11 protein-coding genes and 1 tRNA gene are annotated in these 20211 nt (G+C 60.7%); 10 read left to right on the forward strand and 2 right to left on the reverse strand.

Translation table 11 applies throughout. From position 1 onward, the window contains the following. Positions 1-623: 623 nt before the first annotated feature. The 6 genes from ACSZOQ_RS07385 to ACSZOQ_RS07410 all read left to right on the forward strand — a co-directional run bounded on the left by ACSZOQ_RS07385 (position 624) and on the right by ACSZOQ_RS07410 (position 10663). On the forward strand, positions 624-2039 hold the full coding sequence (locus ACSZOQ_RS07385) for an efflux transporter outer membrane subunit (protein WP_439925335.1): 1416 nt from the start codon (positions 624-626) through the stop codon (positions 2037-2039). After that, complete coding sequence (locus ACSZOQ_RS07390) at positions 2029-3402, forward strand: efflux RND transporter periplasmic adaptor subunit (protein WP_439925336.1); 1374 nt, start codon at positions 2029-2031, stop codon at positions 3400-3402. The genes ACSZOQ_RS07385 and ACSZOQ_RS07390 overlap by 11 nt, the downstream gene beginning before the upstream one ends. 63 nt (positions 3403-3465) lie before the next feature. Continuing rightward, on the forward strand, positions 3466-6594 hold the full coding sequence (locus ACSZOQ_RS07395) for an efflux RND transporter permease subunit (RefSeq protein ID WP_439925337.1): 3129 nt from the start codon (positions 3466-3468) through the stop codon (positions 6592-6594). Continuing rightward, entirely contained in the window at positions 6594-9692 is a 3099-nt protein-coding gene (locus ACSZOQ_RS07400; RefSeq protein ID WP_439925338.1) for an efflux RND transporter permease subunit, read from the forward strand. Before ACSZOQ_RS07395 ends, ACSZOQ_RS07400 begins: the two co-directional genes overlap by 1 nt. 54 nt (positions 9693-9746) lie before the next feature. Further along, positions 9747-10481 carry a tRNA-uridine aminocarboxypropyltransferase gene (locus ACSZOQ_RS07405; protein ID WP_439925339.1) on the forward strand — a complete coding sequence of 245 codons (735 nt, stop codon included), beginning with the start codon at positions 9747-9749 and terminating at the stop codon, positions 10479-10481. Between the two features lie 108 nt (positions 10482-10589). Further along, positions 10590-10663 (forward strand) — tRNA-Cys (locus tag ACSZOQ_RS07410). Positions 10664-10746: 83 nt separating this feature from the next. On the opposite strand, the gene ACSZOQ_RS07415 is transcribed toward ACSZOQ_RS07410, so the two are convergent. Then, positions 10747-10941 (reverse strand): hypothetical protein, encoded by a 195-nt coding sequence (locus ACSZOQ_RS07415; RefSeq protein ID WP_439925340.1) that lies wholly within the window; start codon positions 10939-10941, stop codon positions 10747-10749. Between the two features lie 419 nt (positions 10942-11360). On the opposite strand from ACSZOQ_RS07415, the gene glmS reads away from it, so the two are divergent. Together glmS and ACSZOQ_RS07425 are read left to right on the forward strand one after the other, a co-directional pair. Continuing rightward, a complete protein-coding gene (gene glmS, locus ACSZOQ_RS07420; protein ID WP_439925341.1) occupies positions 11361-13187 on the forward strand; it encodes a glutamine--fructose-6-phosphate transaminase (isomerizing) in 1827 nt (608 codons plus the stop codon). 100 nt (positions 13188-13287) lie between these two features. After that, a complete protein-coding gene (locus tag ACSZOQ_RS07425) occupies positions 13288-14058 on the forward strand; it encodes a DUF502 domain-containing protein (RefSeq protein WP_439925342.1) in 771 nt (256 codons plus the stop codon). Between the two features lie 83 nt (positions 14059-14141). On the opposite strand, the gene recG is transcribed toward ACSZOQ_RS07425, so the two are convergent. Then, a complete protein-coding gene (recG, locus tag ACSZOQ_RS07430; protein WP_439925343.1) occupies positions 14142-16241 on the reverse strand; it encodes an ATP-dependent DNA helicase RecG in 2100 nt (699 codons plus the stop codon). Between the two features lie 157 nt (positions 16242-16398). On the opposite strand from recG, the gene ACSZOQ_RS07435 reads away from it, so the two are divergent. Beyond that, positions 16399-16689, forward strand: a complete 291-nt coding sequence (locus ACSZOQ_RS07435; RefSeq protein ID WP_439925344.1) for a succinate dehydrogenase assembly factor 2 — start codon at positions 16399-16401, stop codon at positions 16687-16689. Beyond that, the gene (gene mfd, locus ACSZOQ_RS07440; RefSeq protein WP_439925345.1) at positions 16686-20210 is read left to right on the forward strand and encodes a transcription-repair coupling factor; all 3525 of its coding nucleotides are present in this window, start codon (positions 16686-16688) and stop codon (positions 20208-20210) included. Before ACSZOQ_RS07435 ends, mfd begins: the two co-directional genes overlap by 4 nt. Position 20211 lies beyond the last annotated feature (1 nt).

The raw sequence follows: 20211 nt of genomic DNA on the forward strand, positions 1-20211 counted from the left end.
CGAGGGAGGTACAAGGGAACGAAAATGGCCGATCGCACGACCGGACTCGCGTTGCGATGCATTGCCGAGATTGTCATGGGGCGCCGCCTGGAGCCCCCCTAGGTCGCAAATCGTCCGTGCCGGCTTTGTGCACCTCCGCTCTGGCCGCGAGGCGCGGATCGATTGTTTCGGGTTTGCGCAATTTCGATTCGCCTGTTTCATCCTTATGGGGCGGGAAACCTCCCGCGGCGTGGCGTTCGGAGCCGCCGCGTCGCATGAAATCTTGGTAAGATTGCCGGGCCTGCTTGCGATCCGAGCGTCAGGAAAGCCCGTTAAATCAGGGTTTTTTGATAAATCAGCTTATCAGCAGGGGACGACGCCAATGGAACGCATCTAATGTTCTGGGCCGGGCAGGACTGTCCGTCGACTGATCGGATCGCTAGAATAGGGCGGTTCTAAGAGAAAGCATTACCACCGGTGGCCGCGTCGTTTAATATTGAAAAAGGTTGGTACGTGGGTGCCGCGACCTCAGGCGAATGCCTATCGTTGCCTCCGCCGTCCCTCGGGGGGCCGGCGTGAGTGAATCTCCAGCGAAGGCCTCGATCGATCAACGAGGGATTACGACGTGGATTCGTCGTTCCGCCATGCTTCTCCCGGTGTTGGCGACAGTCGCGACGTCCGCTGGCTGCATCCTGACCAAGGATCTGCCCGATCCGGCGCTGGATATTCCGGCCGGGTATAAGGCAGCGCGGTCGACTACGGCTGACACTCCGCCGATGCTGGACTGGTGGCGTGGCTTTCGCTCGTCCGAACTGACGGGCCTGATGGAGGAAGCCCAGACCGTCAATCTGGACATTGCAGCGGCGACGGCGCGGATTATTCAGGCCGATCAGCAAGCCCGGATCGCGGGTGCGGCACTGTTGCCGAGCGTCAGTGTCGGGGGACAGGAAACCTATTCCCGCACGTCAGGCTCGAGCTCCAGCGGCCTGAACAACGGCGGTCGGGAGGTTGTGAACTACTCATCCTCGCTGAGTGCCGCCAGCTATGAAATCGATTTCTGGGGTAAAAATCGCGATGCTACCCTGGCCGCTGAGGAAACCGCGACCGCAAACCGCTTTGATCGCGATGTCGTTGGCCTGACAACGCTCACCAGCGTTGCAAATGCCTATTTTCAGGTTCTTGCGGCGCAGGACCGTATTCGCACCGCCGAGAGCAACATCGCCAGCGCCGCGCGCATTCTCGAGGCGATCAAGCAGCGGCTGAGCGCCGGCACCGGGACCGATCTCGACGTGGCGCAACAGGAAAGCGTGCTGGCAAATCAACGCGCCGCCGTTCCGCCGCTTCGTCAGACCCTGGCGCAGAACGTCAACGCTCTTGCGACGCTGGTGTCGCGCCCGCCGGAAAGCGTGAACGTCAAGGGTGGTTCGCTCAACCGGATCGCAGCACCGCGGGTGACGCCGGGCCTGCCGTCGGAATTGTTGACGCAGCGTCCGGACATCCGCCGTCAGGAGGCGCAACTTGCTTCGGCAACAGCCAACGTAGGCAGCGCGCGCGCGCAGTTTTTCCCGAGCATTCAGTTGACCGGGCAGGGTGGTTACCAGAGTTCGGCCCTGGTCGCGCTGTTCCAGCCTCACGCCGCATTTTTCAGTCTCGCCGGCGGATTGACGCAGCCGATCTTCGACGGCGGCAGGATTCTCGGCAACTTCGAGTATACAAAGGCGAAACAGGACGAACTGCTGCAGACGTACCGCAAGACGGTCGTTTCGGCGTTTGCCGACGTCGACAATGCGCTGGTCGCGATCCGTCAGACCACGGAGAAGCTGCGCCTTCAGCGGGAGGTCGTGGCCGCTTCGCGCAGGGCATTCGAGCTCGGCGAGCAGCAGCTGCGGGCTGGCACCGCCGATATCGTAACCGTGCTGAATACGCAGCTGACGCTGTTTCAGGCCGAGGACGTGCTGTCGCAGGCGCAGCTAGCGCGGCTACTGGCGATCGTGAGCCTTTATCAGGCCCTGGGTGGCGGCTGGGAACCGAGGATCGAGAGGCCGGGCAATGCTCTTTAAACCGGGTCTGAATGGAACCGCGAAAACAGCCGGCGACGGGGTGCCTGACAAGGTAACGGGTCGCGGTCGGCGGCGTACCGTGTGGATCGCGATCACGCTTCTAATCGTCGGAGGACTCGCCTATTTCGGTTGGACTGCGCTCGAGCAAAAAAAGCGCGACGCAGGTCGGTCACGTCCCGATCTCGCAGTTCCGGTGCTTGCCGCAACGCCGCGCATCCAGGACGTGCCGGTCTACCTCGATGGCGTCGGAACTGTCCGGGCTCTGAACACGGTCACCGTGCGCTCGCAGGTCGACGGCAAGCTGATTGCTGTCAATTTCACCGAGGGACAGGATGTCAAGAAAGACGACGTGCTGGGTGAGATCGATCCCGTGATCTACCAGGCGCAGTTCGATCAGGCGGTCGCGAAGAAGGCCCAGGATGAAGCGCAATTGGCCAATATGCGTCTCGACCTGAAACGCTACCAGCAACTGGCCGCCTCCAATGCCGGATCGAAGCAGCAGGCCGATACGCAGACAGCGGTGGTTGCGCAACAGGAGGCGCTCGTCAGAGCCGATCAGGCGGCGATCGACAACGCCCAGGCGATGCTCGGCTACACCAAGATTGTCGCGCCGATTTCGGGCCGCGCGGGCCTGCGTCAGGTCGATCGGGGCAACATCATCCATGCGTCCGATGCGACCGGACTTGTCATCATTACGCAGCTTCAGCCCATTGCTGTGCAATTCAGCCTTCCGCAGCAACAGATTACGCGCGTGAATGCAGCAGTGGCGAAGGGCGCCCTCGAAGTCGATGTATTCGGAAACGACGGAACGACAGTTGTCGATACCGGCAAGCTGGTCGGCATCGACAATCAGGTCGATCCGACGACCGGTACCTTGAAGCTGAAGGCTGAATTTCCGAATGGGCAGTTCCAGCTCTGGCCCGGCCAATTCGTCAACGTGCGCCTCAAGGTGGAAACGTTGTCGCAGGCGACCGTCATACCGACGTCTGCGGTACAGCGGGGTCCGCTCGGGACCTTCAGCTATGTGATCGGAAGCGACGATATCGCGACAGCGAAGCCGGTAACGGTGACGCAGCAGAACGAAAAGGACGCGGTGATAGCCAAGGGCATTGCTCCCACGGATCGGGTGGTCACCACGGGATTTGCCAATCTGTCCGACGGCGCAAAGGTGACCATCAGCCAGAACGATCAGGCGCCGACCGCCGATCTCGCGCCCCAGAAGCGGCAGGGTAAACAAGGCGATCGTCAAGGCGGCGGCAATGGCGAGCGCCGCGGCAAGCGGGGCGAGGGAAGTAAAAAGCATTCGGGGAGCGAGGCGCAGGAGAACGGGCAGTCGAGCGGTAACACAAAGGCTCAACCGTGATCCTGAAGGCAGGGTACTGAGCATCGAACCCGCGGCAGCGCTGACAGACACGAGCTGACAGACATGGGCGTCTCCGAACCGTTTATTCGTCGTCCGATAGCAACGTCCTTGCTTGGGATCGCGCTGATGATTGGAGGCGCGCTCGGCTATTGGGCGTTACCGGTCTCGGCGCTGCCGCAAGTCGACTTCCCGACGGTGCAAGTGACGACCCAGCTGCCGGGTGCGAGTTCCGATGTGGTTGCGTCGCTGTTGACCGCGCCGCTGGAACGCCAGCTCGGGCAGATCCCGTCGCTGTCGTCGATGACGTCGACGAGTTCATTCGGCGTCAGTCAGATTTCTCTGCAATTCGATCTGAACCGCGATATCGACGGCGCCACACAAGATGTGCAGGCGGCTATCAATGCCGCCGCCGGGATATTGCCGAAAAATCTGCCGTATCCGCCGACCTACGCCAAAGTGAATCCGGCCGATGCGCCGGTGATGACGCTCGCGCTGACGTCGGACACGGTCTCGCTGCGCGCCATGAGCGATATTGCGGATACCCTCCTGACCCAGCGTCTCAGCCAGATTTCGGGCGTAGGCCGCGTTTCCGTGCTCGGCGGTCTGAAGCCAGCCGTGCGTGTCCAGGCCGATCTAGCTCGCCTGGCCGCTTACGGCATTTCGATGGAAGATTTGCGGGCCGCGATCGCCGGCGCCAATGTTTCAGGCCCAAAGGGATCGCTGGACGGCGCGCAGCAAGCCTACACCATCGCCGCCAACGACCAGATTGCGGCGGCGGACGCGTACAAGCCCATCATTATCGCCTATCGCAACGGTTCTCCGGTCACGATTGGCGATGTCGCCCAGCTCGTCGACGGGTTGGAAAACGACCGCACCGGCGGCTGGTATAACGGAACGCCGGCCGTGATCATCGATATCCAGCGTCAGCCCGGCGCCAATGTGATCGAGGTTGTCCGACAGATCCGGGAGGAGATTCCGAAGGTTCAGCGCACGATTCCAGCCGGTGTCAAACTGACGATCGTCAGTGATCGGACGGTGACGATCCGTGCCTCCGTTCACGACGTGCAATTCACGCTCATCCTCAGTGCCGTGCTCGTTACGCTTGTCGTCCTGCTTTTCCTGCGCTCGCTGCGGGCGACGTTGATCGCGGGAGTGGCTCTCCCGTTGTCGCTGATTACCAGCTTCGGCATCATGTATTTCGCAGGGTTCAGCCTCGACAACCTGTCGCTGATGGCGCTGACGATCGGCACAGGATTCGTGGTCGACGATGCTATCGTGATGATCGAAAACATCGTGCGCCACATCGAGAACGGCGAGAGCGTCATGGAGGCCTCGCTCCGAGGCGCGAGCGAGATCGGTTTCACCGTGATTTCGCTGACGGTCTCGCTGATCGCGGTGTTCATTCCGCTCCTGTTCATGTCCGGGCTTGTCGGGAGGATGTTCCGAGAATTCGCCCTGACCCTCACCATCGCGGTGGTCACATCCGCCGTCGTGTCGCTGACTTTGACACCGATGATGTGCTCGCGGTTGCTGAAGCATTCCGGAGAGAAGCGCGAGATTCCGGCATTGGCAGCAGTCGGCCGATATATTGATCGGATGGTCGAATTCTACCATCACTCGTTGTTGTGGGTGCTTCGACATCAGCGTGCGACACTGGTTGTCGTCTTTGCGACGATCGCCGCGACGACGTACCTCTATGTCGTGGCGCCAAAAGGTTTCCTGCCCCTGCAGGACACGGCATCGATCATCGCGGTGACAGAAGCAGGTGCCGATGTATCCTTTGCCGAAATGCGAAGGCATCAAGCCGAGGTGGCGAGTGCCATCGGAGAGGACCCGGACGTCAGAGGTATTGTATCGGTTATTGGGGCCGGTTCCGTGAATCCCACGACAAATGTGGGCCGCCTGGTGATGACGTTGACGCCGCGGAGCGACCGCCGTGATGATGTGGCCGCCGTCATCACGCGTTTGAAGGCACGCGTGGCCTCAATTCCCGGCATGACGGTTTATTTTCAACCGGTGCAGGATGTCCAGATCAGCACACTGTCCAGCCGCTCGCTGTATCAATACACCCTGACGGGAACGGATGCCGCCCACGTTTCGGAGTGGGCTGGCAAACTGGTTGGGGAACTGCGTCGCGATCCGCTGTTTCAGGACGTATCCTCGGAAGCGCAGGAGAGAGGCCTGCGAGCGGCGCTGAACATCGACCGCGCGCGTGCAGGCCAGCTCGGCGTCAGCCTCCAGGGCGTCAACGACACGTTGAACGATGCGTTCGCACAACGGCAGATATCGACCGTTTACGGGCAAGCCAACCAGTATCGCGTCGTACTGGAGGCCTTGCCACAGTATCAGCACGACCCCTCGATCCTCTCCAAGCTTTATCTACCGGGCCTTGCCGGCGCGCAGGTGCCGCTGTCCGCAGTCGCGACGCTGACCCGAACGACGGCGCCGCTGGCGATCTCGCATCACGCGCAATTCCCGGCGACGTCGCTCAGTTTCAACCTTGGTCCGGGAGAATCGCTCGGCGATGCCGTGGAACGGGTCAAGTCCATCGAGACCCGCATTGGCATGCCTACAAGTATCGTCGGTGTGTTCTCGGGCGATGCGGCGGAGTTCTCGAAATCGCTTGCCGGACAACCCTGGCTGATCCTGGCCGCGCTGGTCACAATCTACATCGTGTTGGGCGTATTGTATGAGAGCTACATTCACCCCATCACGATTCTCTCAACGCTGCCTTCTGCCGGTGTAGGGGCCATTCTTGCGTTGATGCTGTTTGGGCAGGATCTATCCGTCATCGGTCTGATCGGGATTATTCTTCTGATGGGCATCGTGAAGAAGAACGCGATCATGATGATCGACTTCGCTCTCGAGGCTGAGCGCCATCAAGGCATGTCGTCGACCGAGGCGATCGTGCAGGCATGTCTGCTCCGATTCAGGCCCATAATGATGACCACGCTGGCGGCGCTGTTTGGCGCGCTGCCGCTGGCAATCGAAAGCGGCACCGGCGCAGAACTACGTTTCCCTCTCGGCATCTCGATCATCGGCGGCTTGCTGCTCAGCCAGCTGCTCACGCTTTACACCACGCCCGTGATCTATCTGGCGCTGGATCGGTTGAACAAGCGTATCGAACAGGCTGTTCCAACGGGTGGGCCGGAGCGGCCGCCAATTCCGGGTACGACCGAAGGAATGCAGTAATGGCTTCGATCTCCGAGCCATTCATCCGAAGACCGGTCGGCACCACGTTGCTTGCGATCGGCTTGTTTCTGGTCGGTGTGGTCGCTTACGGGTTTCTCCCGGTGGCTTCGGTTCCGAATGTCGACTTCCCGATGATCAGGGTGTCGGCGAACCGGCCGGGGGCCGACCCTTCGGTGATGGCGGCGACCGTCGCCGCGCCGCTGGAGCGCCGCCTCGGCGAGATCGCTGGCATTGATCAGATCACATCCACGAGCACGCTTGGCGCCACCAGCATCCAATTGCAGTTCGCGATCGGACGAGACATCGACCACGCCGCGCGCGACGTGCAAGCGGCAATTAACGCGTCGGTTGCCGACCTGCCGACTGATCTGCCGACGCTGCCGACATTCCGCAAGGCTAATCCCGCTGCTGCACCCGTCTTTGTTCTGGCGCTGACATCAAAAACCATGTCGACCAGCGCGGTCTATGATGTGGCGGACACCGTCATTGTCCAGCGCATCTCGCAGGTTCCTGGTGTCGGCGAGGTCTCCGTGAGCGGCGCTGACCAGCCGGCCGTCCGAATTGCGCTCAACCCGGTGGCGCTCTCGAACGCGGGCATCGCGACAGATGATGTCCGGACCGCGATTGTGAATGCCAATCCGCTTGGTCCGGTCGGAATCTTCAATGGCGGCCGCCAGAGCGAGACGCTGTCGACCAACCGGCAGATGCGAACAGCGGCCGAATTTCGGGACATCGTGATCAAAAGCTCCGGAGGGAATTTCGTCCGGCTCTCGGACGTGGCCGACGTCAAGGATGCCACGCGAAACAGCCGCTCGATCGCCTGGTTCAACAAGAAGCCCGCGGTGCTGATCCAGATCACCAAGCAGGGCGATGCCAATGTCATAGACACCGTCGACCGGGTGAAGGCGTTGATTCCCGACCTCAAGCAGTGGATTCCGGCTGGTGTCGAAATATCGATCATCGTCGACCGCACCGGCACGATCCGCGCAAGCGTCGACGACATGGAGTGGACGCTGCTGGCGACAGCATTTCTCGTGATGATTGTTGTTTATGTGTTCCTGCGCCGGTTCACGCCGACCGTCGCGGCCGGTGTGTCGGTTCCGCTGGCGCTGGCAGGTACCTGCGCTGGGATGTGGCTGGCGGGCTTCTCCATCGACAACCTGTCCTTGATGGCATTGGCCATTTCCGTCGGCTTCGTGGTCGACGATGCCATTGTCATGATCGAGAACATGTATCGCAACCTCGAGCATGGGCTGCCGCCTTACCAAGCTGCACTCGAAGGAGCAAAACAAATCGGCTTCACGGTGCTGTCGATCAGCCTGTCGCTGATCGCCGCATTTACGCCGCTGATCTTCATGGACGGCATTGTCGGCCGGTTGTTGCGGGAATTCTCGCTCACTCTCACATTTGCGATCGTGGTATCGACCATCGTGTCGTTGACGATCACGCCGATGATCTGCGCCCACTACATCAAGCAGGCGACATCGACGACTGCGACCCGGTTCGACCGGCTGGTTGAAAGCTTGCTGTCGCGAATCGTGGCGTTCTATACCCGGACGCTGCGCGTCGTGCTCGGCTTTCCGATCCTGACGTTGCTGGTGTTTTTTGCGACGATCGCCTTGACGGTGACGTTGTATATCAAGACGACGAAGGGCTATTTCCCGATCGATGACAGCGGCTTCGTGATCGGCTCGACGCGAGCGTCGGCCGACGTTTCGTTTCAGTCGATGCTCGGGCTTCAACAGCGCGTCATGGATATCGTTATGGCAGATCCCGCCGTGGAAGGGATCGGTTCCTCCATCGGCGGTAGCGGTGCGCGCGGAGGCTCAAATCGCGGATTCATGTATATCACGCTGAAGCCGCCGGCCGAACGGGACGGGTTGACGACCCAACAGGTGATCGACCGGGTGCGCCGAAATCTCGGCGATGTACCGGGCATCAAGCTATTTATGTTCGCCGCGCAGGATATTCGCGGCGGCGGACGCCAGAGCGATTCCAACTACCAGTATACGCTCTATAGCGCCGACCTCGATTTGTTGCAGAAATGGGCGCCTCTTGTCGCCAAGCGCATGGAGACAGTGGAGGGAATCACGGACATTTCCGCCGACCGCGATCCGGGCGGTTTGCAACTAACGTTGGCGATCGATAGGCAGAAGGCATCCAGCCTTGGCGTCAGCGTTCAGGATATCGACAACGCACTCAACAATGCCTTTTCGCAACGGCAGATTTCCACCGTCTACACTCAACGGAATCAGTACCAGGTCATTCTGGAAATTGATCCGCAATTCCAGCTGGACCCCACCAACCTTGAACGCATCTTTGTTGCGGGAGCCAACGGGACACAGGTCCCGCTGTCCGCCGTCGTGAGCTACCGACGCGATCTGTCGCCGCTCGCCGTTTATCATTCGCAGTCGTTTCCTTCAGTGACGGTGTCCTTCAACACGTTACCGGGTGTCGAGCTTGATGACGCGACGGCCAATATTCAACGCGCAGTTGATGAATTGCACATGCCCGAGGGTATTCGCGGAGGCTTCGAGGGCAACGCGGCCGATTTCCGTAAAACGTCGGGACGGCAGCCGTTGCTGATCGTTGGAGCGCTCGTCGCTGTGTATATTGTGCTCGGCGTTCTCTATGAAAGCCTCGCGCATCCGCTCACCATCATCTCGACCTTGCCCTCCGCCGGGCTTGGAGCGCTGCTGGCGTTGCAGATCACCAATACGCCGCTGACGATCATTGCATTCGTCGGCATCATTCTTCTCATCGGCATCGTCAAGAAGAACGGCATCATGATCGTGGATTTCGCGCTGGATGCCGAGCGCCACCGTGGCCTGTCCTCCGCGGACGCCATCTTCGAGGCATGCAGCGTGCGTTTCCGGCCCATCCTCATGACCACCATGGCCGCGATTTTCGCCGCGATACCGCTGGTGATCGCAACAGGGCCGGGTACGGAGCTGCGTCGCCCGCTCGGTATCACTATTATCGGGGGGCTGCTCGTTTCACAGATTCTGACGCTCTACACGACCCCCGTAATCTACCTTTTGATCGACCGGTTACGCCGGCGAGGTGAGGCCGCTCCCGCGGTCGTTCCGGCCGAGTAGGCACGAAGCGATCGGTTTCCTTGCCGGATGGATGAGCGCGGCGTATAGCGGGCAATGTCCAAGAGTTCCGAGAGAGGTGCCGCTGACGGAGGGCCGGAGGTGATCCCGGATTGCAAACGGTGTCACAAGCCGTTGGCGCTCTGCATTTGCGACAGCGTTGAGCTGATCAGGAACAGGACATCGCTCTTGATCCTGCAGCATCCGCAAGAGCAGGACAGAACTCTCGGGACCGCGCGGCTGACGGCATTGCATTTCCCCGACGCCGTGCTGAAGATTGGGCTGTCCTGGCCGAGTTTGTCAAAGGCGCTCGGCCGGCCGGTGCATGATCCGTCACGCTGGGCGGTGCTTTATCTTGGATCGGCCAAGGTCGACGCTTTCGATACCGACCGCGTCATCGTGGCGATCGACCGCAAGGGTGAGATGGAGGACAATCAACGCGCTATCCTCGCGGACATCGAGGGTTTGGTGTTGCTGGACGGCACGTGGAGTCAGGCCAAGGCGCTGTGGTGGCGCAACGCGTGGATGCTCAAGTGCCAGCGCATCATTTTGGGACCGCGCGGACCTTCACGTTATGGCAAGCTTCGCAAGGAGCCTCGTCGGGATGGACTCGCCACGATCGAGGCCGCGGCGATGATGCTCGCCGGTCTTGAAAATCGTCCGGACATCGAGGCGACTTTGCTCGCGAGTTTTGAGCGGATGCTTGCGAAATATCGTGAGGTTCAGGCGACGATGCCCGAGCTTGCGCCTCTGCCGAAACGGAGACGGGACTATCGGCGCAGACGTGCCTGACCGGATCGTTTTGGCAGGTCGAACGGCGCTGAATTTCAGAATCTCGCTGTGGTCTTCACGAGCAGGTTGCCTAAGTGGCTGACACTCTATAATCATCCCGGTTCAAGGGGCCACGTGGCGGAGTGGTTACGCAACGGTCTGCAAAACCGTGTACTCCGGTTCAATTCCGGACGTGGCCTCCATCAATACAATCAATATCTTAGATTGATTATTTGATAAAGTTTCCAAGTTCGCCAATGAGCGGGTATTCGGCTCGCCGAATCATTCAGCAGGCGCCGTTCCATCCATCAGGGAACGGAAAAAACGGCCAGGCGACCTCGTTGTCGTTGGCAGCCTGCGGCGGCTCGCCGAAATGCAGGTCGCCGAACTCCGACAGGTCGTTCAAAACGGCTTCTTCGACGCGCGGAGCGATCGCGGCGTTCACGGCGCTCAGCAATCGCTCAAACTCGGCTTCACTCATGTGCGCCTCACTTTTTTGTTGCTTGCGCGCACAGTGCCAAAAAGGATTTGGGCTCCCGTTGCAGGAATCGCTAAAATTGTTTCGATTGGCCGTAAAACAGAGCAGCCCTGAGCACCGGAAAGTCAGGAACTTGCGGCGCGCTTGCGACGGATTGTCGAACCATGGAAACGGATGACCACGGTTACCGAGCCGTTAATCAGGGAGTAGCCAGGCCATGAGGCCGACGCGGTGAGAGTTTCGATCGCGGTGAATAAGTTCGCGGGATAGATGCTGGAACGCCAGCGCGGCGATTTGCGCTTGAACTGATTTAACCCTGTGGCAATCGGCAATAATTATTGTTTCCTTGCGCTCCAGGGTTTTCGTTAAGAGGCACTGGGGTTTTTTCGCAATTTTCTGCGATCGTGGAGATATTGATCCGCATGTGCGGCATTGTCGGAATTTTGGGACGCAGTCCCGTCGCGGATCATTTGGTTGATTCGCTCAAGCGTCTCGAATACCGCGGCTACGATTCCGCCGGCATCGCAACACTGGAGGGAACGCATCTGGCGCGTCGTCGCGCCGAGGGAAAACTGCGGAATCTGGAAACGCGTCTGCTGGCCGAACCGCTCGCCGGGCGCGTTGGGATCGGACACACACGCTGGGCGACGCACGGCAAGCCGACCGAGAACAACGCGCACCCGCACGCGACCGAGCGCGTGGCCGTCGTTCACAATGGGATCATCGAAAATTTTCGCGAGCTGCGTGAAGAGCTTCAGGCAAGAGGAGCAGTCTTCGAGACCGAAACCGATACCGAGACGGTCTTGCATCTCGTAGACGGCTATCTTGCCGCCGGCACCAGTCCCGTCGATGCGGTCAGAGCCACGTTGTCACAGCTTCGCGGCGCCTTCGCCCTCGGTTTTATTTTCGCAGTGGACGATAACATTCTGATCGGTGCACGCAACGGACCTCCGCTGGCCGTCGGATATGGTAACGGCGAAATGTATCTGGGGTCGGACGCGATCGCGCTCGGGCCGTTCACCGATACGATCAGCTATCTCGAGGACGGCGACTGGGCGGTTTTGACCCGCAAGGGCGCGACTGTCTACGACCACCGGAATGCCATCGTTCAGCGCGACGTCGTCAAGCATAGCGTCTCGACCTCTCTGGTGGACAAGGCCAACTTTCGTCACTTCATGGCCAAGGAAATCCACGAGCAGCCCGAAGTGGTCGGACATACGCTCGCCCGCTACGTCGACATGGCAACTGAGCGTGTATTGCTTCCGGTGGATCTCCCATTCGATTTTCGCGAGATCAGGCGGGTCTCTATCGTCGCGTGCGGGACCGCGAATTATGCCGGTTACATCGGCAAATATTGGTTGGAGCGTCTGGCCCGGCTTCCCGTCGAGATCGATATCGCATCGGAGTTTCGGTATCGGGAAGCGCCGCTCAGCAAGGGCGATCTCGCCATCTTCATTTCGCAATCGGGTGAAACCGCTGACACGCTCGCGGCACTTCGTTATGCGAAGGAGCATGGATTGCACACGCTCTCGGTCGTCAACGTCACGACATCGACAATCGCACGGGAAAGCGAGACGATGCTGCAAACCCTGGCGGGTCCGGAGATCGGCGTCGCTTCGACCAAGGCTTTCACCTGCCAGTTGATGGTGCTTGCCGCGCTCGCGATTGCCGCCGGCAAGGCGCGCGGCGAATTATCCGACGAGGATGAATCCAGGCTTGTGCACGGCCTTATCGAAGTTCCACGGTTGATGTCCGAAGCGCTGGCCACCGAACCGCAGATCGTCAGGCTCGCGCGCGACATCGCCAAATCCAGGGACGTCCTGTATCTCGGGCGAGGCACCAGTTACCCGCTTGCCCTGGAGGGCGCGCTTAAACTCAAGGAAATTTCCTATATCCATGCGGAAGGCTACGCCGCGGGCGAACTCAAGCACGGACCGATCGCACTGATCGACGAGAACATGCCGGTGGTCGTGATCGCCCCCTATGACCGCGTTTTCGAAAAGACCGTGTCCAACATGCAGGAGGTGGCGGCACGGGGCGGCAATATCATTCTCATGACTGATAAAAAGGGGGCGGCGGAGGCGACAATCAAGTCATTGGTGACGATTATCCTGCCCGATATGGCGGCCGCTTTTGCCGCGCTGGTCTATGCGGTTCCGGTGCAGTTGCTGGCCTACCATACCGCGGTCGTCATGGGTACGGACGTCGACCAGCCGCGGAATCTGGCAAAATCCGTTACTGTCGAATAAGATAGGGGCGCATGGCGGTCCAACGCGCCGCATGCAAAGTCTGCTAGAATGCCTATATGAGCAGATATCGTCCTTTTGGACATCTTGATCTGGAACCACGATGACCCGTGACAATCCCTCGAGCGGCGCGCCAAGCGACCACCACCCGGATATGCCCCGCGGTCTCATCGCGCGATTCCGGAATTACTTTCTAACCGGCCTGATCGTCGCGGGCCCGGTTGCGATAACACTTTACCTGACCTGGTGGTTCGTGAACTGGGTGGACAACTTGGTACGGCCGTTCGTTCCGATCACCTATCGGCCGGAAACGTACCTGCCTTTCGGAGTGCCGGGATCGGGCTTGATCGTTGCGGTGTTCGCGCTGACGATGCTCGGCTTCCTGACGGCCAACCTGATCGGCCGGACGCTGGTCGATCTTGGCGAAAGGCTGCTGGGCCGGATGCCGGTGGTGCGGGCGATCTACCGCGGTCTCAAGCAGGTCTTCGAAACGCTTTTTTCCGGATCTGGATCGAGCCTCCGCAAGGTCGGCCTGGTTGAATTCCCGTCGCCTGGCATGTGGTCGATTGTTCTCATTTCGCAAGTCCCGAGCGCGAACGTTGCCGCCCGACTTCCCGGTCAGGAGGAGCACATTTCGGTATTCCTGCCTTGTGCACCCAACCCGACGACGGGTTTCTTCTTCTACGTACCGAAGAGCAAGGTCGTCGAGGTCGACATGAGCACAGAGGAAGCGGCAACCTTGATCATGTCTGCGGGCGTCGTTCAGCCAAATTCCGATCCGCAGAAGAAGCTCGCAGCCCTTGCAGAGATGGCCAACGCGTCGCGTGCGGCGAATGATTCCGCTCTCGCGCCTCAGACTGCAAAGGTTGATTGAGGTAGCGTTTAGACCCGAGGATGCGTGCCGGTTTGCGTCAAAAAATGGAGTCCGGCTTTGATCCCATCAAAGCCGGACTAGTTCTAACCCGCGCCGATCAAGGGCAAAGCTTCATCACGCTCAAACAGATACAGCAGGCATCGCAGGGCATCGCCGTCCGCGCCCGCCAGCTTCGGGTTCTGCTTCACGATGCGCAAGGCTTCGTCCCGAGCCTGGGTGATGAGTTGCGCGTGAACATCGGAACGCGCGATGCGATAGCCGGGTAGGCCGCTTTGGCGGGTGCCGAGCACGTCGCCTTCCCCGCGCAGTTTCAGATCCTCTTCAGCGATACGGAAGCCATCTGTGGTTTCCCGGATCACCCGCAGCCGGGCGGCGGACATCTCGCCCAGCGGCTCCTGGTAAAGCAATAAACAGGTCGATGGCTCCGAACCGCGGCCGATCCGTCCCCGCAATTGATGCAGTTGCGCGAGACCGAAGCGTTCCGCGTTCTCGATCACCATGACGGTCGCCGCCGGCACGTCAACGCCAACCTCGACAACGGTTGTGGCTACCAGGAGATTGATTTCGGCCGCCGCGAATTGCGCCATCACGCGATCTTTTTCGGGGCCTCGCATCTTGCCGTGGACAAGGCCGACCTTATCGCCGAAGCGGGCCTTGAGGCTGTCGAAGCGCTGCGCCGCATCGGTCAGGTCGACGGTCTCGGATTCCTCGACCAGCGGACAAATCCAGTAAACCAGCTTGCCGGCTTTCACGGCGCGGCCGATCGCGTCGATCACCTCGTCCAACCGGCTGTCGGGGACGGCGCGGGTGTCGATCGGCTGACGGCCAGCGGGCTTTTCGCGCAATTCGGATACGTCCATGTCGCCGAAATAGGTGAGAACCAGCGTGCGCGGGATCGGTGTCGCGCTCAGCACCAGCACATCCACGGCTTCGCCCTTGGCGGTCAATGCGAGGCGCTCGCGCACGCCGAAACGGTGCTGTTCGTCCACCACCGCAAGCGCCAGCGCTTTGAACGGGACATCGGTCTGGATCAATGCATGGGTGCCAACAAGCAAATCGATGTCGCCATCGGCGAGGCGTGCCGTGATCTCGCGCCGTTCCTTGCCTTTCTCGCGGCCGGTCAGGATCGCAACGCGCAGGCCGGCCTGTTCGGCCAGCGGCGCGATGGTCTTGATATGCTGGCGCGCGAGGATCTCGGTCGGTGCCATCAGGGCGGTCTGCTTGCCGGCTTCGGCCACTGCGGAGGCGGCGAGCAGCGCGACGACCGTCTTGCCCGAGCCGACATCGCCCTGAAGCAGTCGCAGCATCCGCACGGGTTGCCGCAGGTCGTCGCTGATCGCCGCGGCCGCCTGCTGTTGGGATGCGGTCAGGGCGTAGGGAAGCGCGTCGATGATCCTGTTGCGCAGGTGCCCGTCGCCAGCGTGCCGGCTTCCAGCCGGCCGGCGAAGCTGTGCCCGCACCAGTGCCAGCGCAAGTTGTCCGGCAAGCAGTTCGTCGAAGGCAAGGCGTGACCAGAATCGGCCTTCCGGCAGAATATCGGTCAATTCCAAAGGGATGTGAACCCGATGGAGCGCTTCCTGAAGCGATGGAAAGCTGCACCGGCGCAAAATGTCGGGGCTGATCCATTCGGGCAAAATGGGGAGCTTCTGCAGGGCCATCGCGATTGCACGCCGCAGTGAACCCAGTGCCAGGCCCTCGGTGAGAGGATAGACGGGATCGATGCCCGATAGTTTTGCAAACCCGGCCTCATCGACAACCCGATCGGGATGCACGATCTGCAAGGTGCCCTCGAACATTTGCGCTGTGCCGGACACGTAGCGTCTGGCTCCGACGGGAAGCAGCTTTTCGACGTAATCCGGCTGGGCGCGGAAGTAGGTCAGCACGACGTCCCCGGTCTCGTCGCTGGCATAAACCAGATGCGGCGCGCGCGAGCGTCCGGGCGGAGCAGGGCGATGCCGGTCGACCGTCACCTCCAGCGTCACCACGCTGCCGGGAACGGCGTCGCGGATTTTGGGTCGCGCCCTGCGGTCGATGACGCTTGCAGGCAGGTGAAACAGCAGATCGATCAGCCGCGGGGTTTCGTCGCGCCCGAGTAGATACCGGAACAGCTTGTCCTGCTTCGGGCCCACGCCGGGCAGGCTTGTCACCGATGCAAAGAGAGGATTGAGCAGTGCAGGACGCATCAAACGACTCGACGAATAGTGAGTTGGACCGGCGTTCGCAGCCTTGAATGTAATTTACGGATTATGCAATGCGCGAACAGGTGCTGACATCTTCAATCGCCGGGGCTATATGATGCCGGCCCGGCACGTCCGGGCTTTCGGCGTTCGGATGGGATTGATGACAGGATCGACACGATCGAGCGGTGGTCTGGATGACCGCCGCAAACGGCTATTGTTTCGCTGCTGGCATCGCGGGATGCGCGAGATGGACCTGATCCTCGGCCGGTTCGCCGATGCGGAAATCGGTTCACTGACTGATGCGGAATTGATCAATCTCGAAAGTCTGATCGAGGTTCCGGACCCGGATCTTTACGCTGCGCTGAGCGGCGGCGCTCCCCTAGCCTCCGAATACCGGACGGCTCTATTCGATCGTATCAAATCGTTCCGGTCGTCAGGGTTGGGCGCATGAAGGTAGCTGCACGATCACCTGCGGAATCGCTGTCGCCCGGCCGCCCGCTGACGCTCGCGAATGTCGCGGAAGGCGCTGAAGGGCTCGTCGTCTCGGACCTCGCCAGGGCTATCAAGGCCAAAGCGGGGCGGCAGGCTTCGGCTGTCAGCCTCGCCGTGGTCTGCCGGGACGGCCCGCGGATGCAGCAACTGGCGCGCGCACTGGAATTCTTCGCACCCGATATTTCGGTGATGCAGTTTCCGGCGTGGGACTGCCAGCCCTATGATCGGGTCTCGCCGCACGGTGGCATCCTTGCCCAGCGGCTCACGACACTGGCGCGTTTGTCTCGTTTGACCGGCAGCGAGGCGCCTTTGATCCTGCTCACGACGGTCAACGCCATCCTGCAACGGGTACCCGCGCGCGAGATCGTCGCGTCTCAAGCCCTGTCGGTCGCGCCCGGCCACGTCGTACCGATGGACTCGATCGTCGCATGGCTGGAGCACAACGGTTACAATCGCTCCTCGACGGTCCGCGAACCCGGCGAATACGCTGTGCGCGGCGGTATCCTCGATCTGTTTCCGTCCAGTCTCGACCAGCCGGTGCGGTTCGATTTCTTCGGTGACTCCCTGGAGTCGATCCGGTCATTTGACGCAGAAACCCAGCGTACGCTGCTCGACGTGCGTTCGCTCGATCTGGTCCCGATTTCCGAATTTCAGTTCGTCACCGAAACCATCCGGCGTTTCCGGATGGGATATCTCGCCGCCTTTGGCGCGCCCGGACGGGATGACCTGTTGTATGAGGCCGTCAGCGAGGGACGGCGGCATCCGGGCATGGAACACTGGCTCCCGTTGTTTCACGAACGCATGGACACGCTGTTCGATTATCTCGACGGCGCGTCCATCGCGATTGAGCCGCAAGGGGAGGACGCGGCAACCGAGCGTTTCAAGCAGATCGTCGATTACTACGAAGCGCGGCGCGAGGCGTTTGAGCACCCCGGCGGCGGCGCGGTCTACAAGCCACTTCCGCCCGACCGGCTTTATCTGACGCCGGATGAATGGACGAAGCGCGTCAATGAAGCCGCGCTGGTGCGGCTGACGCCGTTCGCTGTGCCTGACGAGGCCGTCAATGTCATCGATGCAGGCGCGCGGCAGGGGCGAAATTTTGCACCCGAACGGGCAGATGCCGCCGTCAACGTTTTCGAGTCCGTCGTATCCCATGTGCAGGCGTTGCAAGCTGCGCGGAAGAAAGTCGTCGTTGCGTTGTGGAGCGAGGGTTCGCGCGAGCGCATGGCGAACATGCTCAGGGATCACAAGCTGCTCAACCTGACGAGCATCAATGTCTGGCGCACGGTTCAGGCCACGCCGCGCAACGAGGTGATGCTCGCGGTCGTCGGCATGGAATCGGGATTCGAGACCGAGACCGTCGTGGTTATCAGCGAACAGGACATTCTCGGTGATCGTCTGGTGCGGCCGCGGAAGGCCAGCCGCAAACTTGAAAATTTCATTTCGGAAGCGACCAGCCTCGCGGCCGGTGATCTCGTTGTGCATGTGGAGCACGGCATTGGACGTTTCGTTGGTTTGCAGACGCTCGAGGTGAGCGGTGCGCCGCACGATTGCCTGGAATTGCGTTACGCCAACGAGACCAAGCTGTTTCTGCCTGTCGAGAATATCGAGCTGTTATCACGCTACGGCTCCGATCATGCCAACGTCGAACTTGATCGCCTTGGTGGCGGTGGATGGCAGGCCCGTAAAGCCAAGCTAAAAAATCGTATTCGCGAGATCGCAGGCGAGTTGATCAAGATCGCCGCGGCGCGGCATTTGCACGAAGCGCCGAAGATGCCGGTACAGTCCGGCCTCTACGACGAATTCTGCGCGCGTTTTCCCTACGAGGAAACCGAAGATCAGCTCGGCGCGATCGATGCGTCGCTGAAAGACCTCGAGAGCGGCCGGCCGATGGACCGGTTGATTTGCGGTGACGTCGGTTTCGGCAAGACCGAGGTGGCATTGCGGGCGGCCTTCGCCGTTGCGCTGGACGGCAAGCAGGTCGCCGTCGTGGTGCCGACGACATTGCTGGCGCGCCAACATGCCAAGACATTCACCGAGAGGTTTCGCGGTTTTCCGATCAACGTCGCGCAGGCGTCGCGGCTGGTGACGCCGAAGGAGTTGACACAGGTCAAGAAAGGGATTGCCGACGGCTCGGTGGATATCGTCGTCGGCACCCATGCGCTGCTTGGCAAAGCCATCAAGTTTAGAGATCTCGGACTGCTTGTCGTGGACGAGGAGCAGCATTTTGGCGTCAGTCACAAGGAGCGGCTGAAGCAGTTGCGTGCGCAGGTGCACGTTCTGACACTGAGCGCGACGCCCATTCCGCGCACGCTGCAACTGGCCCTGACCGGCGTGCGTGATCTCTCGATCATTGCCTCGCCGCCGGTCGATCGGCTCGCGGTCCGTACCTTTGTGGCCCCGCATGATCCCTTGATGATCCGCGAAGCGTTGCTGCGCGAGCGCTATCGTGGCGGCCAGGCCTTCTATGTGGTGCCGCGCATCGACGATCTCGCCGAGGTTAAGGACTTCCTCGACAAGCACCTGCCGGAGATGAAGGTAGCCGTTGCCAACGGACAGATGGCGCCGACGGTAATCGAAGACATCATGTCGGCCTTCTATGACGGCAAGTATGATGTTCTGCTCTCGACCACCATCGTCGAGTCGGGTCTCGACATCCCGTCCGCCAATACGCTTATTGTTCATCGTGCGGACATGTTCGGTCTGGCGCAGCTTTATCAGTTGCGCGGCAGGGTCGGTCGCTCGAAGCTGCGCGCTTACGCACTGTTCACGCTGCCGTCGACGCACAAGATCACGGCGCAGGCCGAACGCCGGCTCAAGGTTCTGCAGTCGCTTGATACGCTGGGAGCAGGGTTCCAGCTTGCGTCGCACGATCTCGACATTCGCGGCGCGGGCAATCTGCTTGGCGAGGAACAGTCGGGCCACATCAAGGAAGTCGGCTTCGAACTCTACCAGTCGATGCTGGAGGAGGCGATCCTGAATCTGAAGGCTGGCGTTATGGAGCCCACCGCTGACCGCTGGTCGCCGCAAATCACCGTCGGCATGCCGGTCCTGATACCGGAAGAGTTCGTCGCCGACCTCGCGGTGCGGCTGTCACTGTATCGCCGGCTGGCCGATCTCGACACCGATGACGAGATCGACAATTTCGCAGCAGAATTGCGTGACCGCTTCGGTCAGCTACCGGATGAAGTCCGTTACCTGTTCAAGGTCGCGGCTATCAAGGCCTATTGCCGCCGCGCCAATGTCGAGAAGGTGGATGCGGGGCCGAAAGGCGCAGTGATTTCCTTCCGCGACAATAAGTTCGCGCAACCCGATCGACTGGTCTATTTCATCCGCCAGCACGGACAGGCGGCAAAGGTTCGTCCCGACATGAAGGTCGTGTTCTTCCAGAGTTGGGAAACGCCAGAGGAACGCTTGACGGGTACCACCGAAATCATGCGCCAGCTCGCCAATCTGGCGGAAGATCGCAAGGCCGCGTAAC

Origin of the sequence: Nitrobacter sp. JJSN, assembly GCF_051912485.1 — a bacterium.
Lineage (GTDB): Bacteria > Pseudomonadota > Alphaproteobacteria > Rhizobiales > Xanthobacteraceae > Nitrobacter.